This window comes from Flexivirga oryzae (genome assembly GCF_014190805.1).
Lineage (GTDB): Bacteria > Actinomycetota > Actinomycetes > Actinomycetales > Dermatophilaceae > Flexivirga > Flexivirga oryzae.
This window is the reverse complement of sequence record NZ_JACHVQ010000006.1, coordinates 68,318-89,856: the sequence shown is the minus strand read 5'-3', so window position 1 is coordinate 89,856 and position 21,539 is coordinate 68,318. Positions and strand designations below refer to the sequence as shown.

General features: G+C 66.2%; 14 protein-coding genes and 3 rRNA genes. 11 read left to right on the top strand and 6 right to left on the bottom strand.

Annotation, left to right across the window (positions count from 1 at the left end; genetic code table 11):
• Positions 1-133 precede the first annotated feature (133 nt).
• From FHU39_RS22880 to lysX, 5 genes are all read left to right on the top strand, one after another.
• On the top strand, positions 134-1,513 hold the full coding sequence (locus FHU39_RS22880; RefSeq protein ID WP_183323040.1) for a cystathionine beta-synthase: 1,380 nt from the start codon (positions 134-136) through the stop codon (positions 1,511-1,513).
• 439 nt (positions 1,514-1,952) lie between these two features.
• A 16S ribosomal RNA gene (locus tag FHU39_RS22875) occupies positions 1,953-3,475 on the top strand.
• Between the two features lie 342 nt (positions 3,476-3,817).
• Positions 3,818-6,951 (top strand): 23S ribosomal RNA (locus FHU39_RS22870).
• Positions 6,952-7,102: 151 nt separating this feature from the next.
• Positions 7,103-7,220: ribosomal RNA gene (gene rrf / locus FHU39_RS22865) — 5S ribosomal RNA — on the top strand.
• Together the 16S, 23S and 5S rRNA genes form the textbook arrangement of a ribosomal RNA operon.
• Before the next feature lie 105 nt (positions 7,221-7,325).
• Positions 7,326-10,754, top strand: a complete 3,429-nt coding sequence (gene lysX / locus FHU39_RS22860) for a bifunctional lysylphosphatidylglycerol synthetase/lysine--tRNA ligase LysX (RefSeq protein ID WP_343066084.1) — start codon at positions 7,326-7,328, stop codon at positions 10,752-10,754.
• Positions 10,755-10,761: 7 nt separating this feature from the next.
• Here the strand turns inward: lysX and FHU39_RS22855 are convergent, their stop codons facing one another.
• Entirely contained in the window at positions 10,762-11,427 is a 666-nt protein-coding gene (locus FHU39_RS22855) for a TetR family transcriptional regulator (protein WP_183323039.1), read from the bottom strand.
• A gap of 65 nt (positions 11,428-11,492) precedes the next feature.
• On the opposite strand from FHU39_RS22855, the gene FHU39_RS22850 reads away from it, so the two are divergent.
• Entirely contained in the window at positions 11,493-12,044 is a 552-nt protein-coding gene (locus FHU39_RS22850) for a YciI family protein (protein ID WP_221185846.1), read from the top strand.
• Positions 12,045-12,059: 15 nt separating this feature from the next.
• On the opposite strand, the gene FHU39_RS22845 is transcribed toward FHU39_RS22850, so the two are convergent.
• Positions 12,060-12,530: a phosphoribosyltransferase gene (locus FHU39_RS22845; RefSeq protein WP_183323038.1), complete on the bottom strand. Its 471-nt coding sequence runs from the start codon at positions 12,528-12,530 to the stop codon at positions 12,060-12,062.
• A gap of 73 nt (positions 12,531-12,603) precedes the next feature.
• Here FHU39_RS22845 and FHU39_RS22840 point away from each other — a divergent pair, with 73 nt between their 5' ends.
• Complete coding sequence (locus FHU39_RS22840) at positions 12,604-13,500, top strand: amidohydrolase family protein (protein ID WP_183323037.1); 897 nt, start codon at positions 12,604-12,606, stop codon at positions 13,498-13,500.
• Here FHU39_RS22840 and FHU39_RS22835 read toward each other — a convergent pair.
• On the bottom strand, positions 13,477-15,465 hold the full coding sequence (locus FHU39_RS22835; RefSeq protein ID WP_183323036.1) for a thioredoxin domain-containing protein: 1,989 nt from the start codon (positions 15,463-15,465) through the stop codon (positions 13,477-13,479). The two genes, FHU39_RS22840 and FHU39_RS22835, sit on opposite strands and share 24 nt — an antisense overlap.
• Positions 15,466-15,575: 110 nt before the next feature.
• On the opposite strand from FHU39_RS22835, the gene FHU39_RS22830 reads away from it, so the two are divergent.
• Positions 15,576-16,640 carry an MBL fold metallo-hydrolase gene (locus FHU39_RS22830; protein ID WP_221185845.1) on the top strand — a complete coding sequence of 355 codons (1,065 nt, stop codon included), beginning with the start codon at positions 15,576-15,578 and terminating at the stop codon, positions 16,638-16,640.
• Here the strand turns inward: FHU39_RS22830 and FHU39_RS22825 are convergent.
• Positions 16,614-17,327, bottom strand: a complete 714-nt coding sequence (locus FHU39_RS22825; RefSeq protein WP_183323034.1) for a transporter substrate-binding domain-containing protein — start codon at positions 17,325-17,327, stop codon at positions 16,614-16,616. The two genes, FHU39_RS22830 and FHU39_RS22825, sit on opposite strands and share 27 nt — an antisense overlap.
• A gap of 76 nt (positions 17,328-17,403) precedes the next feature.
• Here FHU39_RS22825 and FHU39_RS22820 point away from each other — a divergent pair, with 76 nt between their 5' ends.
• Together FHU39_RS22820 and FHU39_RS22815 are read left to right on the top strand one after the other, a co-directional pair.
• Positions 17,404-18,024, top strand: a complete 621-nt coding sequence (locus FHU39_RS22820; RefSeq protein WP_183323033.1) for a ClpP family protease — start codon at positions 17,404-17,406, stop codon at positions 18,022-18,024.
• A complete protein-coding gene (locus FHU39_RS22815; protein ID WP_183323032.1) occupies positions 18,021-18,614 on the top strand; it encodes a ClpP family protease in 594 nt (197 codons plus the stop codon). The genes FHU39_RS22820 and FHU39_RS22815 overlap by 4 nt, the downstream gene beginning before the upstream one ends.
• Positions 18,615-18,619: 5 nt before the next feature.
• Here the strand turns inward: FHU39_RS22815 and FHU39_RS22810 are convergent, their stop codons facing one another.
• Positions 18,620-18,988, bottom strand: coding sequence for a helix-turn-helix domain-containing protein (locus tag FHU39_RS22810; RefSeq protein ID WP_183323031.1), 369 nt, complete (start codon positions 18,986-18,988; stop codon positions 18,620-18,622).
• Positions 18,989-19,068: 80 nt separating this feature from the next.
• Positions 19,069-20,295, bottom strand: coding sequence for an MFS transporter (locus FHU39_RS22805; RefSeq protein WP_183323030.1), 1,227 nt, complete (start codon positions 20,293-20,295; stop codon positions 19,069-19,071).
• 75 nt (positions 20,296-20,370) lie between these two features.
• Here FHU39_RS22805 and FHU39_RS22800 point away from each other — a divergent pair, with 75 nt between their 5' ends.
• The gene (locus FHU39_RS22800; protein ID WP_221185844.1) at positions 20,371-21,447 is read left to right on the top strand and encodes a LacI family DNA-binding transcriptional regulator; all 1,077 of its coding nucleotides are present in this window, start codon (positions 20,371-20,373) and stop codon (positions 21,445-21,447) included.
• Positions 21,448-21,539 lie beyond the last annotated feature (92 nt).

Below are 21,539 nucleotides of genomic sequence, written 5' to 3'. Positions count from 1 at the left end.
CCTCCGTCGCCGTTCGCCCGCGCGGCTCTCGATCGTCCCGTGGAGTCCAATGTTCTCATTCCGGCGTCGGCCGCGTCGGGGGGACCGGACCGCGACGCTGCCGAGCCGATCCGCCATCTGAGACGATCAGCACATGAAGTTCGCTGAGCACATCGTGGATCTGGTGGGCGGCACGCCCTTGGTGCGATTGTCGAAGGTCACCGAGGGCATCGCCTGCACCGTCCTGGCCAAGGTCGAATACGTCAATCCCGGCGGGTCGGTCAAGGACCGCATCGCGTTGCGGATGATCGAAGCGGCGGAGGCCTCGGGAGCCCTGCGGCCGGGCGGCACGATCGTCGAGCCGACCTCGGGCAACACCGGCGTCGGTCTCGCCCTCGTGGCGCAGCGCAAGGGTTATCGGTGCATCTTCGTCTGCCCCGACAAGGTCAGCGAGGACAAGCGCAACGTGCTCAAGGCGTATGGCGCCCAGGTTGTCGTCACCCCGACGTCGGTCCCGCCCGAGCACCCCGACTCCTACTACAGCGTGTCCGACAAGCTCGCCGCGGAGACGCCGGGCGGCTGGAAGCCCGACCAGTACTCCAACCCGGAGGGTCCCAACTCCCACTACCACTCCACCGGTCCCGAGATCTGGGCCGACACCGACGGGCAGCTGACCTCGTTCGTGGCCGGCATCGGCACCGGCGGCACGATCACCGGGACCGGCCGCTACCTGCGCGAGATCTCGGCGGACCGTGCGGGCGGCCGGGTCACGATCATCGGCGCCGACCCGGAGGGTTCGGTCTACTCCGGCGGCACCGGGCGCCCCTACCTGGTGGAGGGTGTCGGTGAGGACATGTGGCCCCGCGCCTACGACCCCTCGGTCGTCGACGAGGTGATCGCGGTCAGCGACGCGGAGTCGTTCGCGATGACCCGCCGGCTGGCGCGTGAGGAGGGCCTGCTGGTCGGGGGATCCTGCGGTATGGCGGTGGTGGCGGCGCTGCGGCACGCGGCCACCCTGCCCGCGGAGGCGACGGTCGTCGTGCTGCTGCCCGACTCCGGCCGCGGCTACCTGTCCAAGATCTTCGACGACGAATGGATGAGCAGCTACGGCTTCCTGCCCGGCCAGGCCGAGGAGAAGACCGTCGGCGGGGTGCTCGCGGCCAAGGAGGGCAGCATGCCCGCGCTGGTGCACACCCACCCCAACGAGACGATCCGCGACGCCATCGAGATCCTGCGCGAATACGCGGTGTCCCAGATGCCCGTGGTCAAGGCCGAACCGCCGGTCATGGCGGGCGAGGTCGCCGGATCGGTGAGCGAGCGGGAGTTGCTCGACGCCCTGTATGCCGGCACGGCGCACCTCGCCGACCCGGTGGAGCGGCACATGGAGGCACCCCTGCCGATGATCGGCGCCGGCGAGCACGTCGCCGCCGCGCGGGACCTGTTGAGCAAGCACGACGCGCTGATGGTGGTCCAGGACGGGAAGCCGGTGGGTGTGTTGACCCGGGCGGACCTGCTGAACCTGCTCGTCGACTGACCGGTCGGACTGCCGAAATCCGCGGAATTCCGCCGATTTGGCAGTTCGCCCGTCGGTGGTCTACTGTTCTTCATGTCAGCCCGACGGGGCGGCGGACGAGGAGCGAAAGCCCTTCACCAACCGCCTTCGGAAGACTGATCGATCGGATTTTGTGTCCGGACGGTCACCTGCTAGGCTGACAACGTCGCTCGGAGCCAAGTGCGCGAGAGTCAGGATCCTCCGGATCAGGACTTGCCGCCCAAGAGACGAGCGCGACAATCAAGAAGCTAGTTCTTGTCGATGCGTGGCGCATGCCGCGTGGAGATGAGTGCCTAGTCGTTTTTTGAGAACTCAACAGCGTGTCGAGTGATTGATGCCAATTGTTTGTTGGTTTTGATCGTTTTTGTAGCATTTTTGCTCTTGATCGATTTTGTAGCCATGTATCGAATTTTTTGAATTTTTTTTGGAGAGTTTGATCCTGGCTCAGGACGAACGCTGGCGGCGTGCTTAACACATGCAAGTCGAACGATGAAGCTGGTGCTTGCACTGGTGGATTAGTGGCGAACGGGTGAGTAACACGTGAGTAACCTGCCCTCCTCTTTGGGATAAGCCTTGGAAACGGGGTCTAATACCGAATATTCACATTCTGTCGCATGGTGGGGTGTGGAAAGTTTTTGTGGTGGGGGATGGACTCGCGGCCTATCAGCTTGATGGTGGGGTAGTGGCCTACCATGGCTTTGACGGGTAGCCGGCCTGAGAGGGTGACCGGCCACACTGGGACTGAGACACGGCCCAGACTCCTACGGGAGGCAGCAGTGGGGAATATTGCACAATGGGCGGAAGCCTGATGCAGCGACGCCGCGTGGGGGATGACGGCCTTCGGGTTGTAAACTCCTTTCAGTAGGGACGAAGCTTTTTGTGACGGTACCTACAGAAGAAGCACCGGCTGACTACGTGCCAGCAGCCGCGGTAATACGTAGGGTGCGAGCGTTGTCCGGAATTATTGGGCGTAAAGAGCTTGTAGGCGGTTTGTCGCGTCTGCCGTGAAAGCCCAGGGCTTAACCCTGGGTCTGCGGTGGGTACGGGCAGGCTAGAGTGTGGTAGGGGAGACTGGAATTCCTGGTGTAGCGGTGAAATGCGCAGATATCAGGAGGAACACCGATGGCGAAGGCAGGTCTCTGGGCCACTACTGACGCTGAGAAGCGAAAGCATGGGGAGCGAACAGGATTAGATACCCTGGTAGTCCATGCCGTAAACGTTGGGCGCTAGGTGTGGGACTCATTCCACGAGTTCCGTGCCGTAGCTAACGCATTAAGCGCCCCGCCTGGGGAGTACGGCCGCAAGGCTAAAACTCAAAGGAATTGACGGGGGCCCGCACAAGCGGCGGAGCATGCGGATTAATTCGATGCAACGCGAAGAACCTTACCAAGGCTTGACATACACCGGAATGTGCCAGAGATGGTGCAGCCTTTGGGCTGGTGTACAGGTGGTGCATGGTTGTCGTCAGCTCGTGTCGTGAGATGTTGGGTTAAGTCCCGCAACGAGCGCAACCCTCGTTCCATGTTGCCAGCACTTCGGGTGGGGACTCATGGGAGACTGCCGGGGTCAACTCGGAGGAAGGTGGGGATGACGTCAAATCATCATGCCCCTTATGTCTTGGGCTTCACGCATGCTACAATGGCTGGTACAGAGGGTTGCGATGCCGTGAGGTGGAGCGAATCCCTTAAAACTGGTCTCAGTTCGGATTGGGGTCTGCAACTCGACCCCATGAAGTTGGAGTCGCTAGTAATCGCAGATCAGCAACGCTGCGGTGAATACGTTCCCGGGCCTTGTACACACCGCCCGTCAAGTCACGAAAGTCGGTAACACCCGAAGCCGGTGGCCCAACCCTTGTGGGGGGAGCCGTCGAAGGTGGGATTGGCGATTGGGACTAAGTCGTAACAAGGTAGCCGTACCGGAAGGTGCGGCTGGATCACCTCCTTTCTAAGGAGCATCAACACCTTTCACTGTCGAATGCACAGTGGGGTGGCTCATGGGTGGATCATCAATCATGGTGCCTGCACAGTGTGTGCCGGCGGGACGAGTACGAGCAGTGCGTGCCCCCCTGGTGGGGTGGGTGGTGTTGGGGAAAGTGTCGTGGGTGCGTGGTGTGGGGGTGTCGGCACGTTGTTGGGTCCTGAGGGAACGACCGTTGTGTTGTTTTCTTGGTGCTGCCTGCATGGATTGTTCGTGGTTGCGGATGGTTTGTGTGGTGTTGGTGTGTTGTTTGAGAATTGTATAGTGGACGCGAGCATCTTTGTGGCTTTAAAGATTTTTCTGGTTTTTGTGTAAGTTTTTAAGGGCGCATGGTGGATGCCTTGGCATCAGGAACCGATGAAGGACGTAGTAATCTGCGATAAGCCTCGGGGAGCCGATAAACGGGCTGTGATCCGAGGGTTTCCGAATGGGGGAACCCCGCACCAGTTATGTGGTGTGACCCGTGCCTGAATTTATAGGGTGCGTGGAGGGAACGTGGGGAAGTGAAACATCTCAGTACCCACAGGAAGAGAAAACAATAGTGATTCCGTGAGTAGTGGCGAGCGAAAGCGGAGGAGGCTAAACCATGGTTGTGTGATACCTGTCAGGGGTTGCAGTCGTGGGGTTGTTGGGGTTGTGTCGTACCGTGTCTGACAGTGCGGTGGCGTGTTTGCGTGCGTGTAGTCGAATCAGTGGTGAGTGCTGGACCGTAGAGGGTGTGAGTCCCGTAGGCGAAATGCGTGGCGCGGCGTTGATGTGATTTCCCAAGTAGCACGGGGCTCGTGGAATCTCGTGTGAATCTGCCAGGACCACCTGGTAAGCCTAAATATTCCCTGGTGACCGATAGCGGACTAGTACCGTGAGGGAAAGGTGAAAAGTACCCCGGGAGGGGAGTGAAATAGTACCTGAAACCATGCGCTTACAATCCGTCAGAGCCTCCGTTGGTGGGGTGATGGCGTGCCTTTTGAAGAATGAGCCTGCGAGTTAGTGCTCAGTGGCGAGGTTAACCCGTGTGGGGTAGCCGTAGCGAAAGCGAGTCCGAAGAGGGCGTTTTGAGTCGCTGGGTCTAGACCCGAAGCGGAGTGATCTACCCATGGCCAGGTTGAAGCGACGGTAAGACGTCGTGGAGGACCGAACCCACTTCAGTTGAAAATGGAGGGGATGAGCTGTGGGTAGGGGTGAAAGGCCAATCAAACTCCGTGATAGCTGGTTCTCCCCGAAATGCATTTAGGTGCAGCGTTGCGTGTTTCTTGCCGGAGGTAGAGCTACTGGATGGCTGATGGGCCTCACCAGGTTACTGACGTCAGCCAAACTCCGAATGCCGGTAAGTGTAAGCGTGGCAGTGAGACTGCGGGCGATAAGGTTCGTAGTCGAGAGGGAAACAGCCCAGATCACCAGCTAAGGTCCCTAAGCGTGTGCTAAGTGGAAAAGGATGTGGAGTTGCTGTGACAACCAGGAGGTTGGCTTAGAAGCAGCCACCCTTTAAAGAGTGCGTAATAGCTCACTGGTCAAGTGATTCCGCGCCGACAATGTAGCGGGGCTCAAGCACACCACCGAAGCTGTGGCAATCACACAAGACTCTAGGACTGTTCTTCGGGATGGTTTTCAGGGGTGTGGTTGGGTAGGGGAGCGTCGTGTCACCAGTGAAGTCCCGGTGTGAACCAGGGGTGGAGGTGACACGAGTGAGAATGCAGGCATGAGTAGCGAATGACGGGTGAGAAACCCGTCCGCCGAATAACCAAGGGTTCCAGGGTCAAGCTAATCTGCCCTGGGTAAGTCGGGACCTAAGGCGAGGCCGACAGGCGTAGTCGATGGACATCCGGTTGATATTCCGGAACCGGCGAAGGACCGCCCATATCGAATCAGGGGATGCTAACCACCCGAACCACCGTGTGCTTCGCCCTTCGGGGTGGGGTCGTGTGTGGGGAGCGTGGGACCCGATCTTGTAGTAGGTAAGCGATGGAGTGACGCAGGAAGGTAGCCTCCGCGGGGCGATGGTTGTCCCCGTCCAAGCGTGCGAGCCGACTGGTAGGTAAATCCGCTGGTCATAGGGGCTGAGGCGTGATGGTGACCACGTAATGTGGGAAGTAGGGTGATCCTATGCTGCCGAGAAAAACTTCTAGCGAGGTTCGAGCCGCCCGTACCCTAAACCGACTCAGGTGGTTAGGTAGAGAATACTAAGGCGATCGAGTGAATCGTGGTTAAGGAATTCGGCAAAATGCCCCCGTAACTTCGGGAGAAGGGGGACCTTCCGCTCTGAAGAGACTTGCTCTCTAGGGGTGGGGGTCGCAGAGACCAGGGAGAAGCGACTGTTTACTAAAAACACAGGTCCGTGCGAAGAAGTAATTCGATGTATACGGACTGACGCCTGCCCGGTGCTGGAACGTTAAGGGGACCGGTTAACACTTCGGTGTGAAGCTGAGAACTTAAGCGCCAGTAAACGGCGGTGGTAACTATAACCATCCTAAGGTAGCGAAATTCCTTGTCGGGTAAGTTCCGACCTGCACGAATGGCGTAACGACTTCTCCACTGTCTCAACCACGAACTCGGCGAAATTGCATTACGAGTAAAGATGCTCGTTACGCGCAGCAGGACGGAAAGACCCCGGGACCTTTACTACAGCTTGGTATTGGTGTTCGGTGCGGCTTGTGTAGGATAGGTGGGAGACTGTGAAGCGCACGCGCCAGCGTGTGTGGAGTCATTGTTGAAATACCACTCTGGTCGTTCTGGGCTCCTAACTTCGGACCATGATCTGGTTCAGGGACAGTGCCTGGTGGGTAGTTTAACTGGGGCGGTTGCCTCCCAAAGGGTAACGGAGGCGCCCAAAGGTTCCCTCAGCCTGGTTGGTAATCAGGTTTCGAGTGTAAGTGCACAAGGGAGCTTGACTGTGAGACAGACATGTCGAGCAGAGACGAAAGTCGGGACTAGTGACCCGACGGTGGCTTGTGGAAGCGCCGTCGCTCAACGGATAAAAGGTACCCCGGGGATAACAGGCTGATCTTGCCCAAGAGCTCATATCGACGGCATGGTTTGGCACCTCGATGTCGGCTCGTCGCATCCTGGGGCTGGAGTAGGTCCCAAGGGTTGGGCTGTTCGCCCATTAAAGCGGTACGCGAGCTGGGTTTAGAACGTCGTGAGACAGTTCGGTCCCTATCCGCTGCGCGCGTAGGAAACTTGAGAAGACCTGTCCCTAGTACGAGAGGACCGGGATGGACGAACCACTGGTGTGTCAGTTGTTCTGCCAAGAGCACCGCTGATTAGCTACGTTCGGAAGTGATAACCGCTGAAAGCATCTAAGCGGGAAGCACGCTTCAAGATGAGGTTTCCAACACTCCTTTGTGGGTGGTGAGGCTCCCAGCGAGACTACTGGGTTGATAGGCCGGATGTGGAAGCACAGTAATGTGTGGAGCTGACCGGTACTAATAAGCCGATAACTTACCAAACACTTCCCCAGAAAACATTCCTTTGGGGCCATGTAACAAGTATGCTTTGCGTCCACTATACGATTCTGAAACAACACCCAAGAGCAGTGGTACACGATGAAGAGTTGAATACTGTTTCGTGTGTAACCCGTGTGGTTGTGTTTCCAAGGGTTACGGCGGTCATAGCGAAGTGGGAAACGCCCGGTCACATCCCGAACCCGGAAGCTAAGCCCTTCAGCGCCGATGGTACTGCACTCGGTAGGGTGTGGGAGAGTAGGACACCGCCGAACATCATTTGAGAAGTGGCCCCGCCTGTCCAGGCGGGGCCACTTTGCATTTCCTTCGGTAGTATCTGCCGGGCGGGACGGCCGCTGCAAACAAAGGTGTCTGGGGGCGTGGGAGTGAGCGGCGACTTGGTGCGTCTGCCGAGAATGCTGCGCGGCTCCTTCAACCCCTACGGCGGCCCGGCCGCACGGCAACGCTCGGACGTGCCATGGCGGGAGCAGGTGGCGCGCTGGGTGGGACGCGCCTTCATGTTCGCCGCCGTCTGGTCGCTGATCAGCGTCCCGCTGCACGGCAACATCGTGGTCGACATCGTCGACGACACCCTCGGCCTGCTGAACGTACCCGCCGAGCCCAGCCTGTTCACCGTCTGCCTGCTGTTCGTCCTGGCCGGTGCGGTCCGGCGCCGGCTGCGCTTCGCCTACTGGATCGTCGTGCTGCTGATGGCGCTGAGCGTGCTGAGCAGCCTGTTGCTGCTGCTCGGCGCCGTGTTCCGCCAGGACATCTTCCAGGACTCACGGCTGAGTGGCTTCGACCGCGACTACCACGCCTTCGTCACGAGCGTCCCGGCATCGGCCGGCGCCCTGCTCATCGGCATCATCGTCCTGGTCATCGTCACGCTGAGCCGATCGGCCTTCCCGGCACGGCTGGCGCCCGGCAGCAGGGTCGCCGCCGCGGTGGTGCTGGTGACCGGTCTGGCGGCCTCGCTGGGCATCACGTTCGCGATCACGCTGGCGGCACCGGACACCCTGCACGGCACGGGCGAGATCGCGCGGTTCGCCGTACGGTCGGCGTTCGGTTTCACCTCCGACTCCTCGACCCCCGGGCTGCACGAGCACAGCGGGCATTCCTGGGTCTACGGCCTGGCGGGCATCATCTCGACCGTCGCCCTCCTGCTCGCGAGCCTGGTCTTCGTGCGCTCCGGCCGCGGGGGCCAGTTCCAGACCGCGGACGAGGAGCTCGCCATACGCCGGCTGTTGCTGCTGCACGGGGAGAACGACTCCCTCGGGTACTTCGCCACGCGACGGGACAAGAGTGTCGTGTTCTCCCCGGACGGGCAGGCTGCCGTCACCTACCGCAACGAGGGCAGTGTCAGCGTTGCGAGCGCCGACCCGGTCGGGCGGCCCGGCTCCTGGCAGCCGGCGATCCAGGCCTGGCTCGAGCAGTGCCGCGAGCTGGGCCTGTACCCCGCGGTGCTGTCCAGCTCCGAGCACGGCACGCACGAATACGTCGAGGCCGGTCTCAAGGCGTTCGCCCTCGGCGACGAGGCGATCATCGACGTCGAGTCGTTCTCGCTGCGCGGCCGGTCGATGCGACCGGTGCGCCAGGCCGTGACCAGGGTGTCCCGGGCCGGGTACACGACCCGGGTGCGACGTCACGCCGAGCTGTCGGCCGACGAGCTGCACCGCATCGCCGACCTCGCCGAACTCTGGCGCGGTGAGGAGACCGAGCGCGGCTTCTCCATGGCGCTGAACCGGCTCGGCGATCCGGCGGACGGACGATGCATCATCATCACGGCGCACGACGCCACGGGAGAGGTGCGGGGCTTCCTGTCCTTCGTGCCGTGGGGCGTGCGGGGCGCCTCCCTGGACCTGATGCGGCGCGACCGCCATGCCGAGAACGGTCTCAACGAATACCTGGTGTCCCAGCTGATCGAGGCGGCACCCGAGCACGGCATACGACGGATCTCGTTGAACTTCGCGGTGTTCCGGGAGGTCTTCAGCAGCGCGGACCAGGTCGGCGCGGGCCCGATCACCCGCTTCAACGACGCGGCGCTGTCGTTCGCGTCCCGCTTCTTCCAGCTGGAGACCCTCTACCGCTCCAACGACAAGTACAAACCGACCTGGGTGCCCCGGCTGCTGTGCTACGACCCGGCTCTCACCGTGCCGCGTGCCGGCATCGCGATGGGCATCGCCGAGGGCTTCGTGCCGATGATCGGCCCGCGGGTCCTGACCGGCCCACGACCCTCCGACGTACAACCGCCGCGCCCGGAGCCGTGGTTCGTCGACCGGGTGCGTGAACAGGAAGCGGCGTTGTTGCTGCCCGCCCCGCCGCCGGTCCGGCTCTCGGAGCAGCAGGCGGTACGCCGCGGCAAGCTGGAGCTCCTCGACGAGGCCGGCGTCGACGCGTACCCGGTGTCGGTCGCCCGGACCGACCGGCTGGGCGACATCCGTGCGTCATACGACTCGCTCCCGGCGGGGGAGGTGACCGAGCACGTCGTGTCGGTCGCCGGACGGGTCAGGGCGCTGCGCGATCTCGGCGGCGTGTGTTTCGCGGTCCTCGACGACGACGATCAGCAGCTGCAGGTCATGGTGACCACTGCGGACTCGCCCGCGGCGGCTCGCTCGCTGTGGCGGCGCACGGTCGACCTGGGTGACCTGGTGAGCGTGACCGGCCCGGTGGCCGCCTCGCGCACGGGTGAACTCTCCGTGCTGCTGACCGGGTGGCAGATGGCCGCGAAGTGCCTGCGCCCGGTGCCCGGGCTGCACACCCGGCTCGGCGACGACGTCCGGGCGCGCAACCGGTCACTGGAGCTGATCATCGACTCCGCGGCCCGAACCCAGTTGGTGCAGCGCTCCCGGGCGATCCGCGAGATCCGGGCTGCACTGACCGAGCGCGACTTCCTCGAAGTCGAGACACCGGTCCTGCAACCCATCCACGGCGGCGCGGCGGCACGGCCGTTCAAGACCCACATCAACGCCTACAACATGGAGCTCTACCTGCGCATCGCGCCCGAGCTCTACCTGAAGCGATTGGCGGTCGGCGGGATGCAACGCATCTTCGAGGTGGGCCGCAACTTCCGCAACGAAGGCGCGGACGCGACCCACAACCCGGAGTTCACCTCGCTGGAGGCGTATGCCGCCTACTGGGACTACACCGACATGCGCGAGCTCACCCGGGAGACACTGCTCCGGGTGGCGACCAGCATCCACGGCCGCCCGATCGCCCTGCGCCCGGCCGGAACCGGCGACTTCGACGAGGTCGACCTGACCCGCCCGTGGCCGGTCATCCGGGTGCACGACGCGGTGTCCAAGGCCGTCGGCGTTCCGGTGACCACCGCAACAACACGGGCCGAACTCGCGCAGTTGTGCAAGGCCCACGACGTCCCGGTCCGGGCTGAGCACACCGCCGGCCACCTGGTCATGGAGCTGTACGAACGGCTGGTCGAGAAACAGACGACCTACCCGACGTTCTACTGCGACTTCCCGGTGGAGGTCTCACCGCTGGCCCGCCGGCACCGCAGCGACCCGCGCCTCACCGAACAGTGGGACCTGGTCGCCTTCGGCGCCGAGATCGGCACCGCCTACAGCGAACTCACCGACCCGGTCGATCAGCGGCAGCGCTTCACCCAGCAGTCGATCGCGGCCGCCGGCGGCGACGTCGAAGCCATGCAGCTGGACGAGGCGTTCCTCGCCGCACTCGAATACGCCATGCCGCCCACCGGCGGCCTGGGCCTGGGCGTGGACCGGTTGGTCATGATGCTCACCGGCGCGAGCATCAAGGCGACACTCGCCTTCCCGTTCGTGCGGCCACAGGGGTGAGCCACGGTCAGCCGATCGGGGCCGCGGCGCGAACCCCCGCAACAACGGTGTCGATGCCCACGCGGTAGTAGCGGCCGACATCGAGCGGGGTGGTCAATGCGCTTGCCGCGGCCCGGATCCGGGGAAAGTCCCGGTCGGGCAGATTGTCCAGTGCGGTGTGCAGATCGGCGAGTTCCACCAGCGAGGTGGCCGGGTCGCCCGGGGCGGTCGGCTCGCACTCCACGAGCGTCACCATCGCCTGCACGGACTGCTGGGCCAGCAGGACCGCGTCGTGCACCTCGATACCCGCCGCGTCGCTGCTGTCGAGCAGGATCTCGAGCGCCGCGAGGTAGTGCGGCAGCGGGACCAGCCGCTCGATCACCAGCCGCCCCATCCAGGGGTGGGCGCGCAGCAGGTCGACGAGCGTCGACAACACGGCCCGGTATCGCCGGTCCCAGGCGGCACGGCTGTCGTCGCTGAACCGGGCCTCCGCCGTCACCTGCTCCGCCATCGCGTCCAGCAGGGCGTCGCGATCGGCGAAGTGCCAGTAGAGCGCCATCGGGGTGACCTCGAGCTCCTTGGCGAGCCGCCGCATGGACAGCGCGGCGAGCCCGTCCGCGTCGGCGATCGCGACGCCGGTGCGCAGGATCCCGGACGGGGTCAGTGGTGCGCGTCCCGCGCGTTCGGCCTTCACAACGGCAACTGTACGCCGTATAGTGACCTGCGTTCTTATACGCCGTATAGGAATAAATGGAGGGTATGACGGTGGACTTCTTCTGTTTTCACCGGGACCGCGCCGGTGCCGGACTACTGCGTGACGATCTCCGCGAGGAGCACTGGTCCTACATGGACCGCTTCGCCGACCGCCTGATCGCGCGCGGACCCACGTTCGGGGCTGACGGCTCGGTCAGCGGCAGCGTCCACATCGTGCGCGTCGCAGGACCCGCTGCGGCTCGGGCGTTCGCGCTCGACGAGCCGTACTGGCAGGCGGGAGTGTTCCGGGACGTGATGCTCCGGCGATGGCACGACCTGCTGGGCCGGACCATGTGGGAGTTCCCGAACCCACGACCGGACGCGCCCCGGTTCCTGGTGATCGGGCTCGGCGGGCATCGGGTCGGTCAGCCGCAGGATCCGGACGCGGTCATTGCGTGCGGGGGGTTGCTGTCCGACAGTGGCGGCGGTCGACTCGGCACTGCCGCGCTCGTCCAGGTGGATGACGCCCGCGCGGCGCGGGCGGTGCTCGGTGCCGGCGACGGTGCTGAGCCCGAGGTGCACCGATGGGACTTCGGCGGACGCCCGGATCCCGAGTGAGGTGAGGCGGCCGGGTCAGCCGATCTCCGGCTGGCTGGACCAGGGGAAGTCGATCCACTGGTCGGTGCGTTTCCAGACGTATTCGCACTTGACCATCGAGCGCGACTTCTCGTAGATGACGGCGCAGCGGGTCTCCTTGACGTGACCCTCGCAGAACTTGCGCACCAGGTCGAGCGTCCCGCCGGTGTCGGCGACGTCATCGATGATCAGCACCGTCGCACCCGACAGATCCACGGGCTGGGGGACGGGCGGCAGCATCACGGGCATCGGCAGGCGCTCGTCGACACCGGTGTAGAACTCGACGTTGAGCACGTGCACGTTCTTCATGCCGAGGGCGTAACTGATCGCCCCCGCCGGGATCAGACCACCACGCGCGATCGAGATGATCAGGTCAGGGCGGTAGCCGTCGTCGTAGATCGTCTGAGCCAGCTCGCGGCTCGCACTGCCGAAAATGTCCCAGGTGAGCACCTCACGTTGCTGATCCATGCGCCCATTCAACTCCAGCGCGCCGTCGTGGCTGTGGTTAGGTTGCGATCATGTCGAGCGTGTGGGGATCGGTATGACGACGAGCGGACCCGTCGGCGACGCGGAGATCCCGGGCTACCTGGATGCCCTCGGGCTCCCGGGGCTGGCGGACATCCATGTGCACTTCCTGCCCGAGCCGATGTTGCGCAAGGTGTGGGCGTACTTCGACGGCGCCCTGGAGCACTACGGGACGGCGTGGCCGATCACCTACCGTTTCGACGAGGCGACCAGGCTGGCGGTGCTGCGCGGCTTCGGCGTGCGGCAGATCCCGGCGCTGACCTACCCGCACAAGGCGGGCATGGCGCGCTGGCTCAACGAGTGGAACGCGGACTTCGCCCGCCGGGTGCCGGACGGCGTTCACTGCGCGACCCTCTACCCGGAGCCGGATGTCGGCAGCTATGTCGCGCAGGCGCTGGATTCGGGGGCCCGGCTGTTCAAGATGCACGTGCAGGTCGGACGGTACGCACCGGACGACGAGTTGCTGGATCCTGCCTGGTCGCTGCTGGCGGAGGCGGGCGTGCCTGTCGTCATACATGCCGGGTCCGCGCCGATCGCAGGGGAGTTCACCGGGTCGCAGCGCGTTGCACGAGTGCTGGCGCGGCATCCGCGGCTGACGCTCGTCATCGCGCACGCCGGTATGCCGGAGTATCACGAGTTCGCCGACCTGGTGGAGCGTTACGACAACGTCCATCTCGACACGACGATGGTCGCCACCGACTTCACCGATCGCTTCGCGCCGTTGCCCGACGGCTATGCGGCGCGGTTGGGCGAGTTGCGGGATCGCGTCGTCCTCGGGTCGGACTTCCCCAACATCCCCTACCCGTACGCGCACCAGCTGACGGCCCTCGCGCGCCTCGACCTCGGCGACGACTGGATGCGGGACGTGCTCTGGCGCAACGGATCCCGGCTACTGCGCGGCGGGACCGCGTAGCTGCTGCAGCAGCTCGTCCCGGTCGGTGACCGGGGCTGCGCACACGAAGCCGTGGCAGACGTATGCCGCCGGCCGCTCGTCGACCAGCGGACGATCGGCCAGCAACGGGCTCTGCGCCGAGTCCGGGGGACCTGCCACGACGACCGCGCCGGCGGAGGGCGCCTCCCACGCGGATCGGACCAGACCGCGGGCGGCGCGTCCGTCGCCGACGACCGCCACCTGCACCGGGCCGGCCAGCTGTGCCTCGGCGACCGCCAGCGCCCAACCGGCGAATCGCGGTGCCTCCGTGGCGATTTGGCCCATCGCAGCCACGGCTTGCTCCGAACGCTCCCGTGGCGCAGGGTCGCCGGTCAGCGCGCTGAGGACGAGGAGCGCGCCGGCCAGGCTCGAGGTCCCGCACGGCTCGGCGTTGTCGCCGGCACCGCGCGGGGTGAAGAACAGCTGCTCGCCGTCCGCCGCGGCGTCGTGGAAGCCGCCGGAGGGTTCGGAGAAGATCTCGGTCGCGGTCGCCAGCAGGTCCTGGGCGAGCGTCAGGTAGCGGTGTTCGCCGGTCGCCTGGTGCAGGGTCAGCAGCGCTTCGGCGAAGTTGCCGTAGTCGTCCGCGACGCCCGGCGCGGCGCCGACCGACCCGTCCAACGAGCTGCGCCGCAGCCTGCCGTCGACCAGGTGCCGGTCGAGGATGAACTCCGCGGATCGCACTGCGGCATCGAGCCATTCGGGCACACGCAGGATCATCGAGGCCTCGGCCAGTGCGCTGATGGCCAGGCCGTTCCACGAGGTCACCACCTTGCCGTCGCGCGCGGGCTGGGCGCGCTCCGCCCGTGCGGCGAGCAGGTCCGTCCGGGTCGTCTCCCACCACGCTCCGTCCTCGGGGTCCTGGGGGAGTTGCAGGGTGGACCGGCCGTGCTCGAAGGTGCCCGCTGCGGTCACATCGAGCAACTCCGCCGCGCGGTTGCCGTCGTCCTCGCCGAGCGCGGCGCGCAGCTCGCCCGGTGTCCAGACGTAGGTCGCACCCTCCACCCCGTCGGTGTCGGCGTCCAAGGCGCTGGCGAAACCGCCTTCGGGGGTGCCGAGGTCGCGGATGATGAATTCCGCTGTCTCCGTGGCGATCCGGGCGGCGAGCGGATCGAGGTTCGCCCGCCACAGGTGGGCGTAGACGCGCAGCAACTGGGCGTTGTCGTAGAGCATCTTCTCGAAGTGCGGCACCGTCCAGGTCGCGTCGACGCTGTACCTCGCGAAGCCGCCCGCCAACTGGTCGTAGATCCCGCCGCGTGCCATCGCGGCGCAGGTGTGCTCGGCCATCCGCAGGCAGCTCTCGTCGCCGGTGCGCGCGTGGTGGCGCAACAGGAACTCCAGCACCATCGTCGGCGGGAACTTGGGAGCCCCGCCGAAGCCGCCATACGTGTCGTCATACGACTGCTGCAGGGTCGCGACGGACGCCCGCGCCTGCTCGTCGGTGATCGGGACGGATGTGCCCCGGTCGGTGGCCGCCGCGAGTTGGGTCGCGATGTGCTCGCCCGAGGCGAGGACCTGGTCGCGCTGGTTCGCCCACGCGTGGGACGCGGCCGAGAGCAATTGCAGGAACTGCGCTTTCGGCAGGTAGGTGCCGGCGAAGAACGGCTTGCCGTCGGGTGTCAGCAGGCACGTCATCGGCCACCCGCCGTTGCCGGTCATGGCCGTGGTCGCCGTCATGTAGGCGGCGTCGATGTCCGGGTGCTCCTCCCGGTCGACCTTGATCGCGATGAACGAGTCGTTGATCGCGGCGGCCACGGTGGCGTCCTCGAACGACTGGTGCGCCATGACGTGGCACCAGTGGCAGGCGGCATACCCGACGGACAACAGGATCGGCAGGTCGCGCTCGGCGGCCTCCTGCAGCGCCTCGGGTCCCCATTCCCACCAGTCCACCGGGTTGTCGGCGTGCTGCAGGAGGTATGGCGACCGTGAGTCCCGGAGTCGGTTGGGCATGGTCCCAGCGTTGCATGCGACCGGTTCACCCACATCCTGGGTCCGCACGGATCTGGGCAGTTGATAGTTTCGCCATACAACGCCCGCCCCGGGGCGCGGAGGGAGACACAGTGCCGACGAACACTGAAGGACACGAAGGTTCGGGCCCGTGGACCGATGAAGTCGTGGAGCAGGCCGCCCCGGGCGTGTTCCGGATCCCGCTGCCGCTGCCCGAGGACGGGCTACGTGCGATCAACGTCTACGTGCTCAGGCACGGTGATCGAGCGACCCTGATCGATTCGGGTTGGTCCTTCGGCCCGGGGCAGCAGGTGCTGGAGCGGGGCCTGGCGCAGCTCGACCTCGACCTCGGCCAGATCGACCGGGTGCTCGTCACGCACATGCACCGGGATCATTACACGCTCGCCATCCGGCTGCGGTCGCTGCTGGGCACCCGGGTGCTGATCGGTGCGGGCGAGCGGGAAAGCATCGAGGCCGCGGTGGACGGGGCCGGTTCGGGTGTCGAGGACCCCTGGCTCTCGCGGTGGGGTGCGCACGAACTCCGTCCGCTGCTGGCCGCCCGGCCGCCGCGGCCGACCTCGGAGTACGGCCTGCCCGACGAGTGGATCGACGCCCCCACCGACTTCGCCGTCGGGGACCGAACCCTGCGGGCGGTTCCGACCCCCGGTCACACCCGGGGCCACCTGGTGTTCCTGGACGAACAGGCCGGGTTGCTGTTCGCGGGGGACCATGTGCTGCCGAGGATCACACCGTCGATCGGCCTCGAAGTGCCCCGGGACCCGCTTGCGCTCGCGGCGTTCCTGGAGTCCTTGCAGGTGGTGCGTCAGCTTCCGGACCTGGCCGTGCTGCCCGCACACGGAGCGCTGGGCGCCCGCTCGCACCGGCGCGCCGACGAGCTCGCCGAGCACCACCGGCTGCGGCTGGACGCGACGGCCGAAGCCGTCGGTGGTGGCGCGACAACGGTCTACGAGGTGGCGCGTGCCCTGACGTGGACCCGGCACGAGAAGCACTTCGCCGAGCTCGACGCGGGCAACCAGTACCTCGCCGTCGCCGAAACGGCCGCCCATCTTGCGGTCCTCGTCCGGGACGGCGTGCTGGCCGACGGGCGGGCCGACGGCGTGGACACCTACCGGGCAGCGGCAGCGGCGCCCTCAGCGGCCCGCGGCGAGACCAACTAATTGGCCCGAAGCCCGCAACGCCTCGCGGACGAAGCCGCCGGCGAGCAATTCGTCGAGCAGGTCGTTCAGCCAGCTGGTCGTCGCCGGGTCGGCCGTCCGCCGGGTCGCGACCGACTGGCGGATCTGCATGAACGGCTCATCGATCAGGCGCAGATCGGGGTGCGCGCCGACGTATGCCGTGACCGGTTCGCGAATGCCCGCCGCGACGTCCAGCCCCTGCTCGCCGAACACCGTGGTGCCGTCCGCTCCGCGGACGATGGTGGCGTGCTGCAGGGTGCGGGTGAGGAAGAGGTCGTATGCCGAACCCTGCTTGACGCCGATCTGCACGCCCGGCGCGTCGATCTCGGCCGGGGAGCGGTATGACGACGAGCCGGGGACGGCATACACACCGTCGATGAGGACGTACGGCCGGGTGAAGGTGACCTCCGCCGCGCGTGCGGGCTCGTCGGCGAGGAACGCGATGGTGGCTGCGCCCTCGGTGAGCTCGGCGAACGACTTGCGGGCGGCGTCGAAACAGCTGAACCGGACGTCGACGCCGAGCCGCCGGGCGACCTCGTGGGCGAGATCCACCGTGACTCCCTGCGGGTCGTCGGGGTTCCCCTGAGCGAGCACCGGGTTGCCGAGGTTGATGGCGGCGACCAGGATCCCGTCAGGTGCCAGATCCGTGCGCTGCTGGTCGATGGTCATGCCGCGATCGTACGGGATCGCTGCCGACAGCAGCGAAACCTGGTGCTGCACAGTGTGTTTCGCCGATGCTCGAAACATGACCGAAGAACAACCCAGGCCACCACACCCACTCAGCCGACAGGTCGCCGAACACCTGCTGGACCAGCGCGTCATCGTGCTCGACACCGCCCTCGACGACGAGATCGGCACCCGGCTCATCTCGCAGCTCTACCTGCTCTCCGCCGCCGATCCCCGCGCCGACATCAGCTTCTGGATCAACTCGCCCGGCGGCTCTGTCCCGGCGATGCTCGCCATCATGGACGTGATGCGTGCGATCCCCAACGACGTGTCCACGCTGGCGCTCGGACTCGCCTGCAGCGCAGGGCAATTCCTGCTGACCGCCGGGCAGAAGGGGAAGCGCTACGCGCTGCCGCACTCCAAGATCCTGATGCATCAGGGCAGTGCGGGGTTCGGGGGAACCGCCGTCGACATCGAGCTGCAGGCCGACGACCTGCGCCATACCCGGGACACGGTGCTGGGCATCACCGCCGAGTTGACCGGGCAGCCCCTGACGCGGGTCTTCGAGGACTCGCTGCGGGACCGCTGGTACACCGCGGAGCAGGCCGTCCACTACGGCTTCATCGACCAGGTCATCGACGACCTGGGCAACATCAAACCACGGAAAACTCCTGTAGGACTGGGGGTTTCAGCATCATGAGTTCCTACACCATCCCGAACGTCATCGCCTCCTCACCGCGTGGTGACCGGGTGATGGACGTCTACAGTCACCTGCTCGCCGAACGGATCGTCTACCTCGGCACCGAGATCGACGACGGCGTCTCGAACGCGCTGATCGCGCAGATCCTGCACCTGGAGTCGACGGCGCCGGACCAGGAGATCAACCTGTACATCAACTCGCCGGGGGGATCGCTGACCGCGACCTTCGCGGTGTATGACGCGATGCAGTTCGTCCGCTCCCCGGTCGCGACGACGTGTGTCGGACAGGCGTGCTCGACGGCCGCGATCCTGCTGGCGGCCGGGAAGCCCGGCAAGCGCAGCGTGCTGCCGCACTCCCGGGTGTTGTTGCACCAGCCGTCCGGGAGCGGTCGGGGCGCCATACCCGACATCATCCTGGCGGCCGACGAGGTGATCCGGCTGCGGTCGGAAGCGGAGGAGGTGCTGGCCCGGCACACCGGCCGCACCGTCGAGGCGCTGCGCAAGGACACCGACCGGGACCGGATCTTCACGCCGCAGGCGGCGGTGGACTACGGGCTCGCGGACGAAGTGATGGCCTACCGCAGCCAGTGAGCGTCTCAGGCGGCCAGCGCCACCGGCCCGCGGATCGACGTCGCGGACCGGTGGGCCGTGCTGCGCAGCTCGAGGAGCTGCTCGGCCCGGGCCTGCTGCGCGGTGGCCCGGCGCAGTTCGCGGGTCGTGAGGTCGGTGATCTCGGCGACCGTGCTGTCGAGGGCGCCGGCAATGGCCGCCACGATCTCCGAGGACGGGTCCTTGCGGCCGCGCTCCACCTCGGAGAGGTATTGGGCGGAGATGCCGGCCCGGCGGGCGGTCGTGGTGATCGTGCGGTGCCTGCGGGTGCGCAGCAGGCGCAACTGGGCGCCGAGGACATCCCGCCAGAGCGGCTCGACCGTCGGAGTTTGCCGGAGTTGTCGCACTTCACCCATGGATCGACGCTAACCCCGGGGCGCGCGCGAACTCCATCCTTTCTGCTCTCGGCAGAAAGGATGGAGTGGTTGCCGGTCGATCAAGAGGTGGCGGATGTGCTGTCGGGCTCGCGGACGACCGGGACGAGGGCGAGCGCGACCGTCGCGGCGGCACCCACGGCGAGCATGGCGTGCAGCACGCCGACGTGTTCGCCCAGCAGGCCGAGCAGGGGCGGGCCGGCGAGGAAGGCGGTGTAGGCGATGGTGCTGATCACCGAGATGCGCGCGTTCGCGCGGGCCGGGTCGTCGGCGGCCGCGCTCATGCCCACCGGGAAGCCGAGCGACACTCCGACACCCCAGACCAGGATGCCGGCATACGCGAGGGCGGTCGGACCGAACACGACGACGAGACAGCCGAGGATGGCGAGCGCGAAGCAGACGCGCAGCACCGGGACCCGGCCGAACCGGTCGAGCAGGCGGGTGCCGATGAGACGCCCTGCCGTCATACAGGCGAGGAACGTGGCGAACGCGAGCACTCCCGCCCACTTGGGTACGTGATGACCCTCGACGAAGGCGATGGACATCCAGTCGTTGGCCGTGCCCTCGGTGAACGCGGCCACCAGGGTGACGACGCCGATGAGCAGGACCCGTGGGTCGCGCCAGACGCTGAGATGCGAAACCTGTTTGCCAGAGGGGGATTCGGTCGCCTTGTCGGCGAGTCGGGGCAACGTGCTGAAGGCGCGGGACGCCCACATCCCGGCAGCTGCGATCAGACACATGACAAGTCCCACGTGCAGCCACACCGGGACCCGGGCCGCGGTGGCGCCCGCGCCGATGAGCGCGGCGAGCACGGTGCCGCCGCTGAACATCGCGTGGTAGCGCGGCATGATCGAGCGCCGCAGGTGGCGCTCGGTGATCGCTCCCTCGAGGTTCATCGCGACGTCCCAGAGCCCGATGCCCCAGCCGGTGACCGCCATGCACGGCACGGCCAGCCACAGCAGGTGGGCCGAGACCGCGGCCGCGGTGCCGATGTAGGACATCGTCGTGACCAGCAGTGCGAGGCGTACGGCGACCCGGGAGCCGAGCCGGCCGGTGACCCAGCCGGACATCGGCAGGCCGATGACGCTGCCGATCGATCCGGCGATGAGGAAGAGTCCGAGACCGGCCGCGGAGAGTGCGAGCAGGGACTTCACGTCCGGCAGCCGCGATGCGAAGGTCGCGAATGCCGCACCGTTGAGTGCGAACATGACGGTGACGGCGAGCGAGGACCTGCGGATGTCCGCGATCGCCGGTCGGGTGGCGACGGGTGCTGCCCCCCGCTCGGTCATGGTCATGACGTTCCTTCTCGCTCTGTCGGCGTCGTCGAATCGATTCGATCGAATCGATTCGATAGTCTGCTCCTCATGTCCGTTGGAGGTCAAGCCGGAGGCGCGTCACGGGTGACGCTCCGCGACGTCGCCGAACTGGCCGGTGTCGCGATCTCGACGGCGTCGTTGGTGTTCAGCGGCAACAAGCCCGTTGCCGCCGACACGGCCGCACGTGTGCGCGCTGCCGCCGTACAGCTCGGGTACGGCGGGCCGGACCCGATGGCGTCTTCTCTGCGGCAGGGGCGCAGCGGTGTCATCGCGGCGGTCGTCGAGCGCCGCATCCTGCACGCCTTCCGCGACCCGTATGTCGTGTCCGTGCTGGACGGCCTCTCGCAGGTGGTCGGGGAGATGGGCTGCGGCCTGCTGCTGCTGCCGGACTCCGCCGAGGGCAGCGGTGACAGCGGTCCGCAGGTCTCCCGGGTCGCGGCGGACGCCGCGGTCTTCATGCTGTGTGGCGACGAGAACAACGAGTTGGCAGCGCAGTTCGCGGCTCGCGGCACCCCGATCGTCGGCACCGGCGCACCGCGTGGGGAGGGCATCGTGCAGGTCACGGCCGACGAGCGCGCCGCGTCGCGGGAGGTGGCGCAGTTGCTCCACGGTCTGGGGCACCGGCGGGTCGGTCACGTGATGATGCCGCTGAAGTGGGGGAACGGCACCGGCCCTCGCACCATCGCCCAGGTCCGGCAGAGCCACTTCCCGGACACCCGGGACCGGGCGTTCGGGGTACGTGACGTCTTCGCCTCGGCCGCGCTGATCGAGGCGCAGGAGCCGGACTTCGACGCCGGGTATGCCGCGGCCGGGCTGTTGCTGGACGCGCCGTCGCGGCCCACCGCGATCGTCGCGCAGAGCGACCTGCTCGCGGCGGGCGTCGTGCAGGCCGCGGTCGACCGGGGGCTGCGGGTGCCCGACGACCTGTCGGTGACCGGCTGGGACGGAGTGGCGTTGCCGTGGTTCTCCCGAACGCTCACCACCGTCGACCAGCACCCGCTCGACAAGGGCCGCACCGTGGGGGAGACCGTGCGTGCGCTGCTGGCCGGCGATCCGGTCAGCGATGTGGTCGTGCCGGTGACGTTGCGGGTCGGCGACACTACCGGTCCCGCGCCGGCCGCGTGAGCGGATCGGGCGCCCGGCTCGCGGCTGACGCTCGAAACGGCGGCTGACGGCGCAATATCGGGGTCAACCGCCGGTTTCGCCGTCAACGGTGG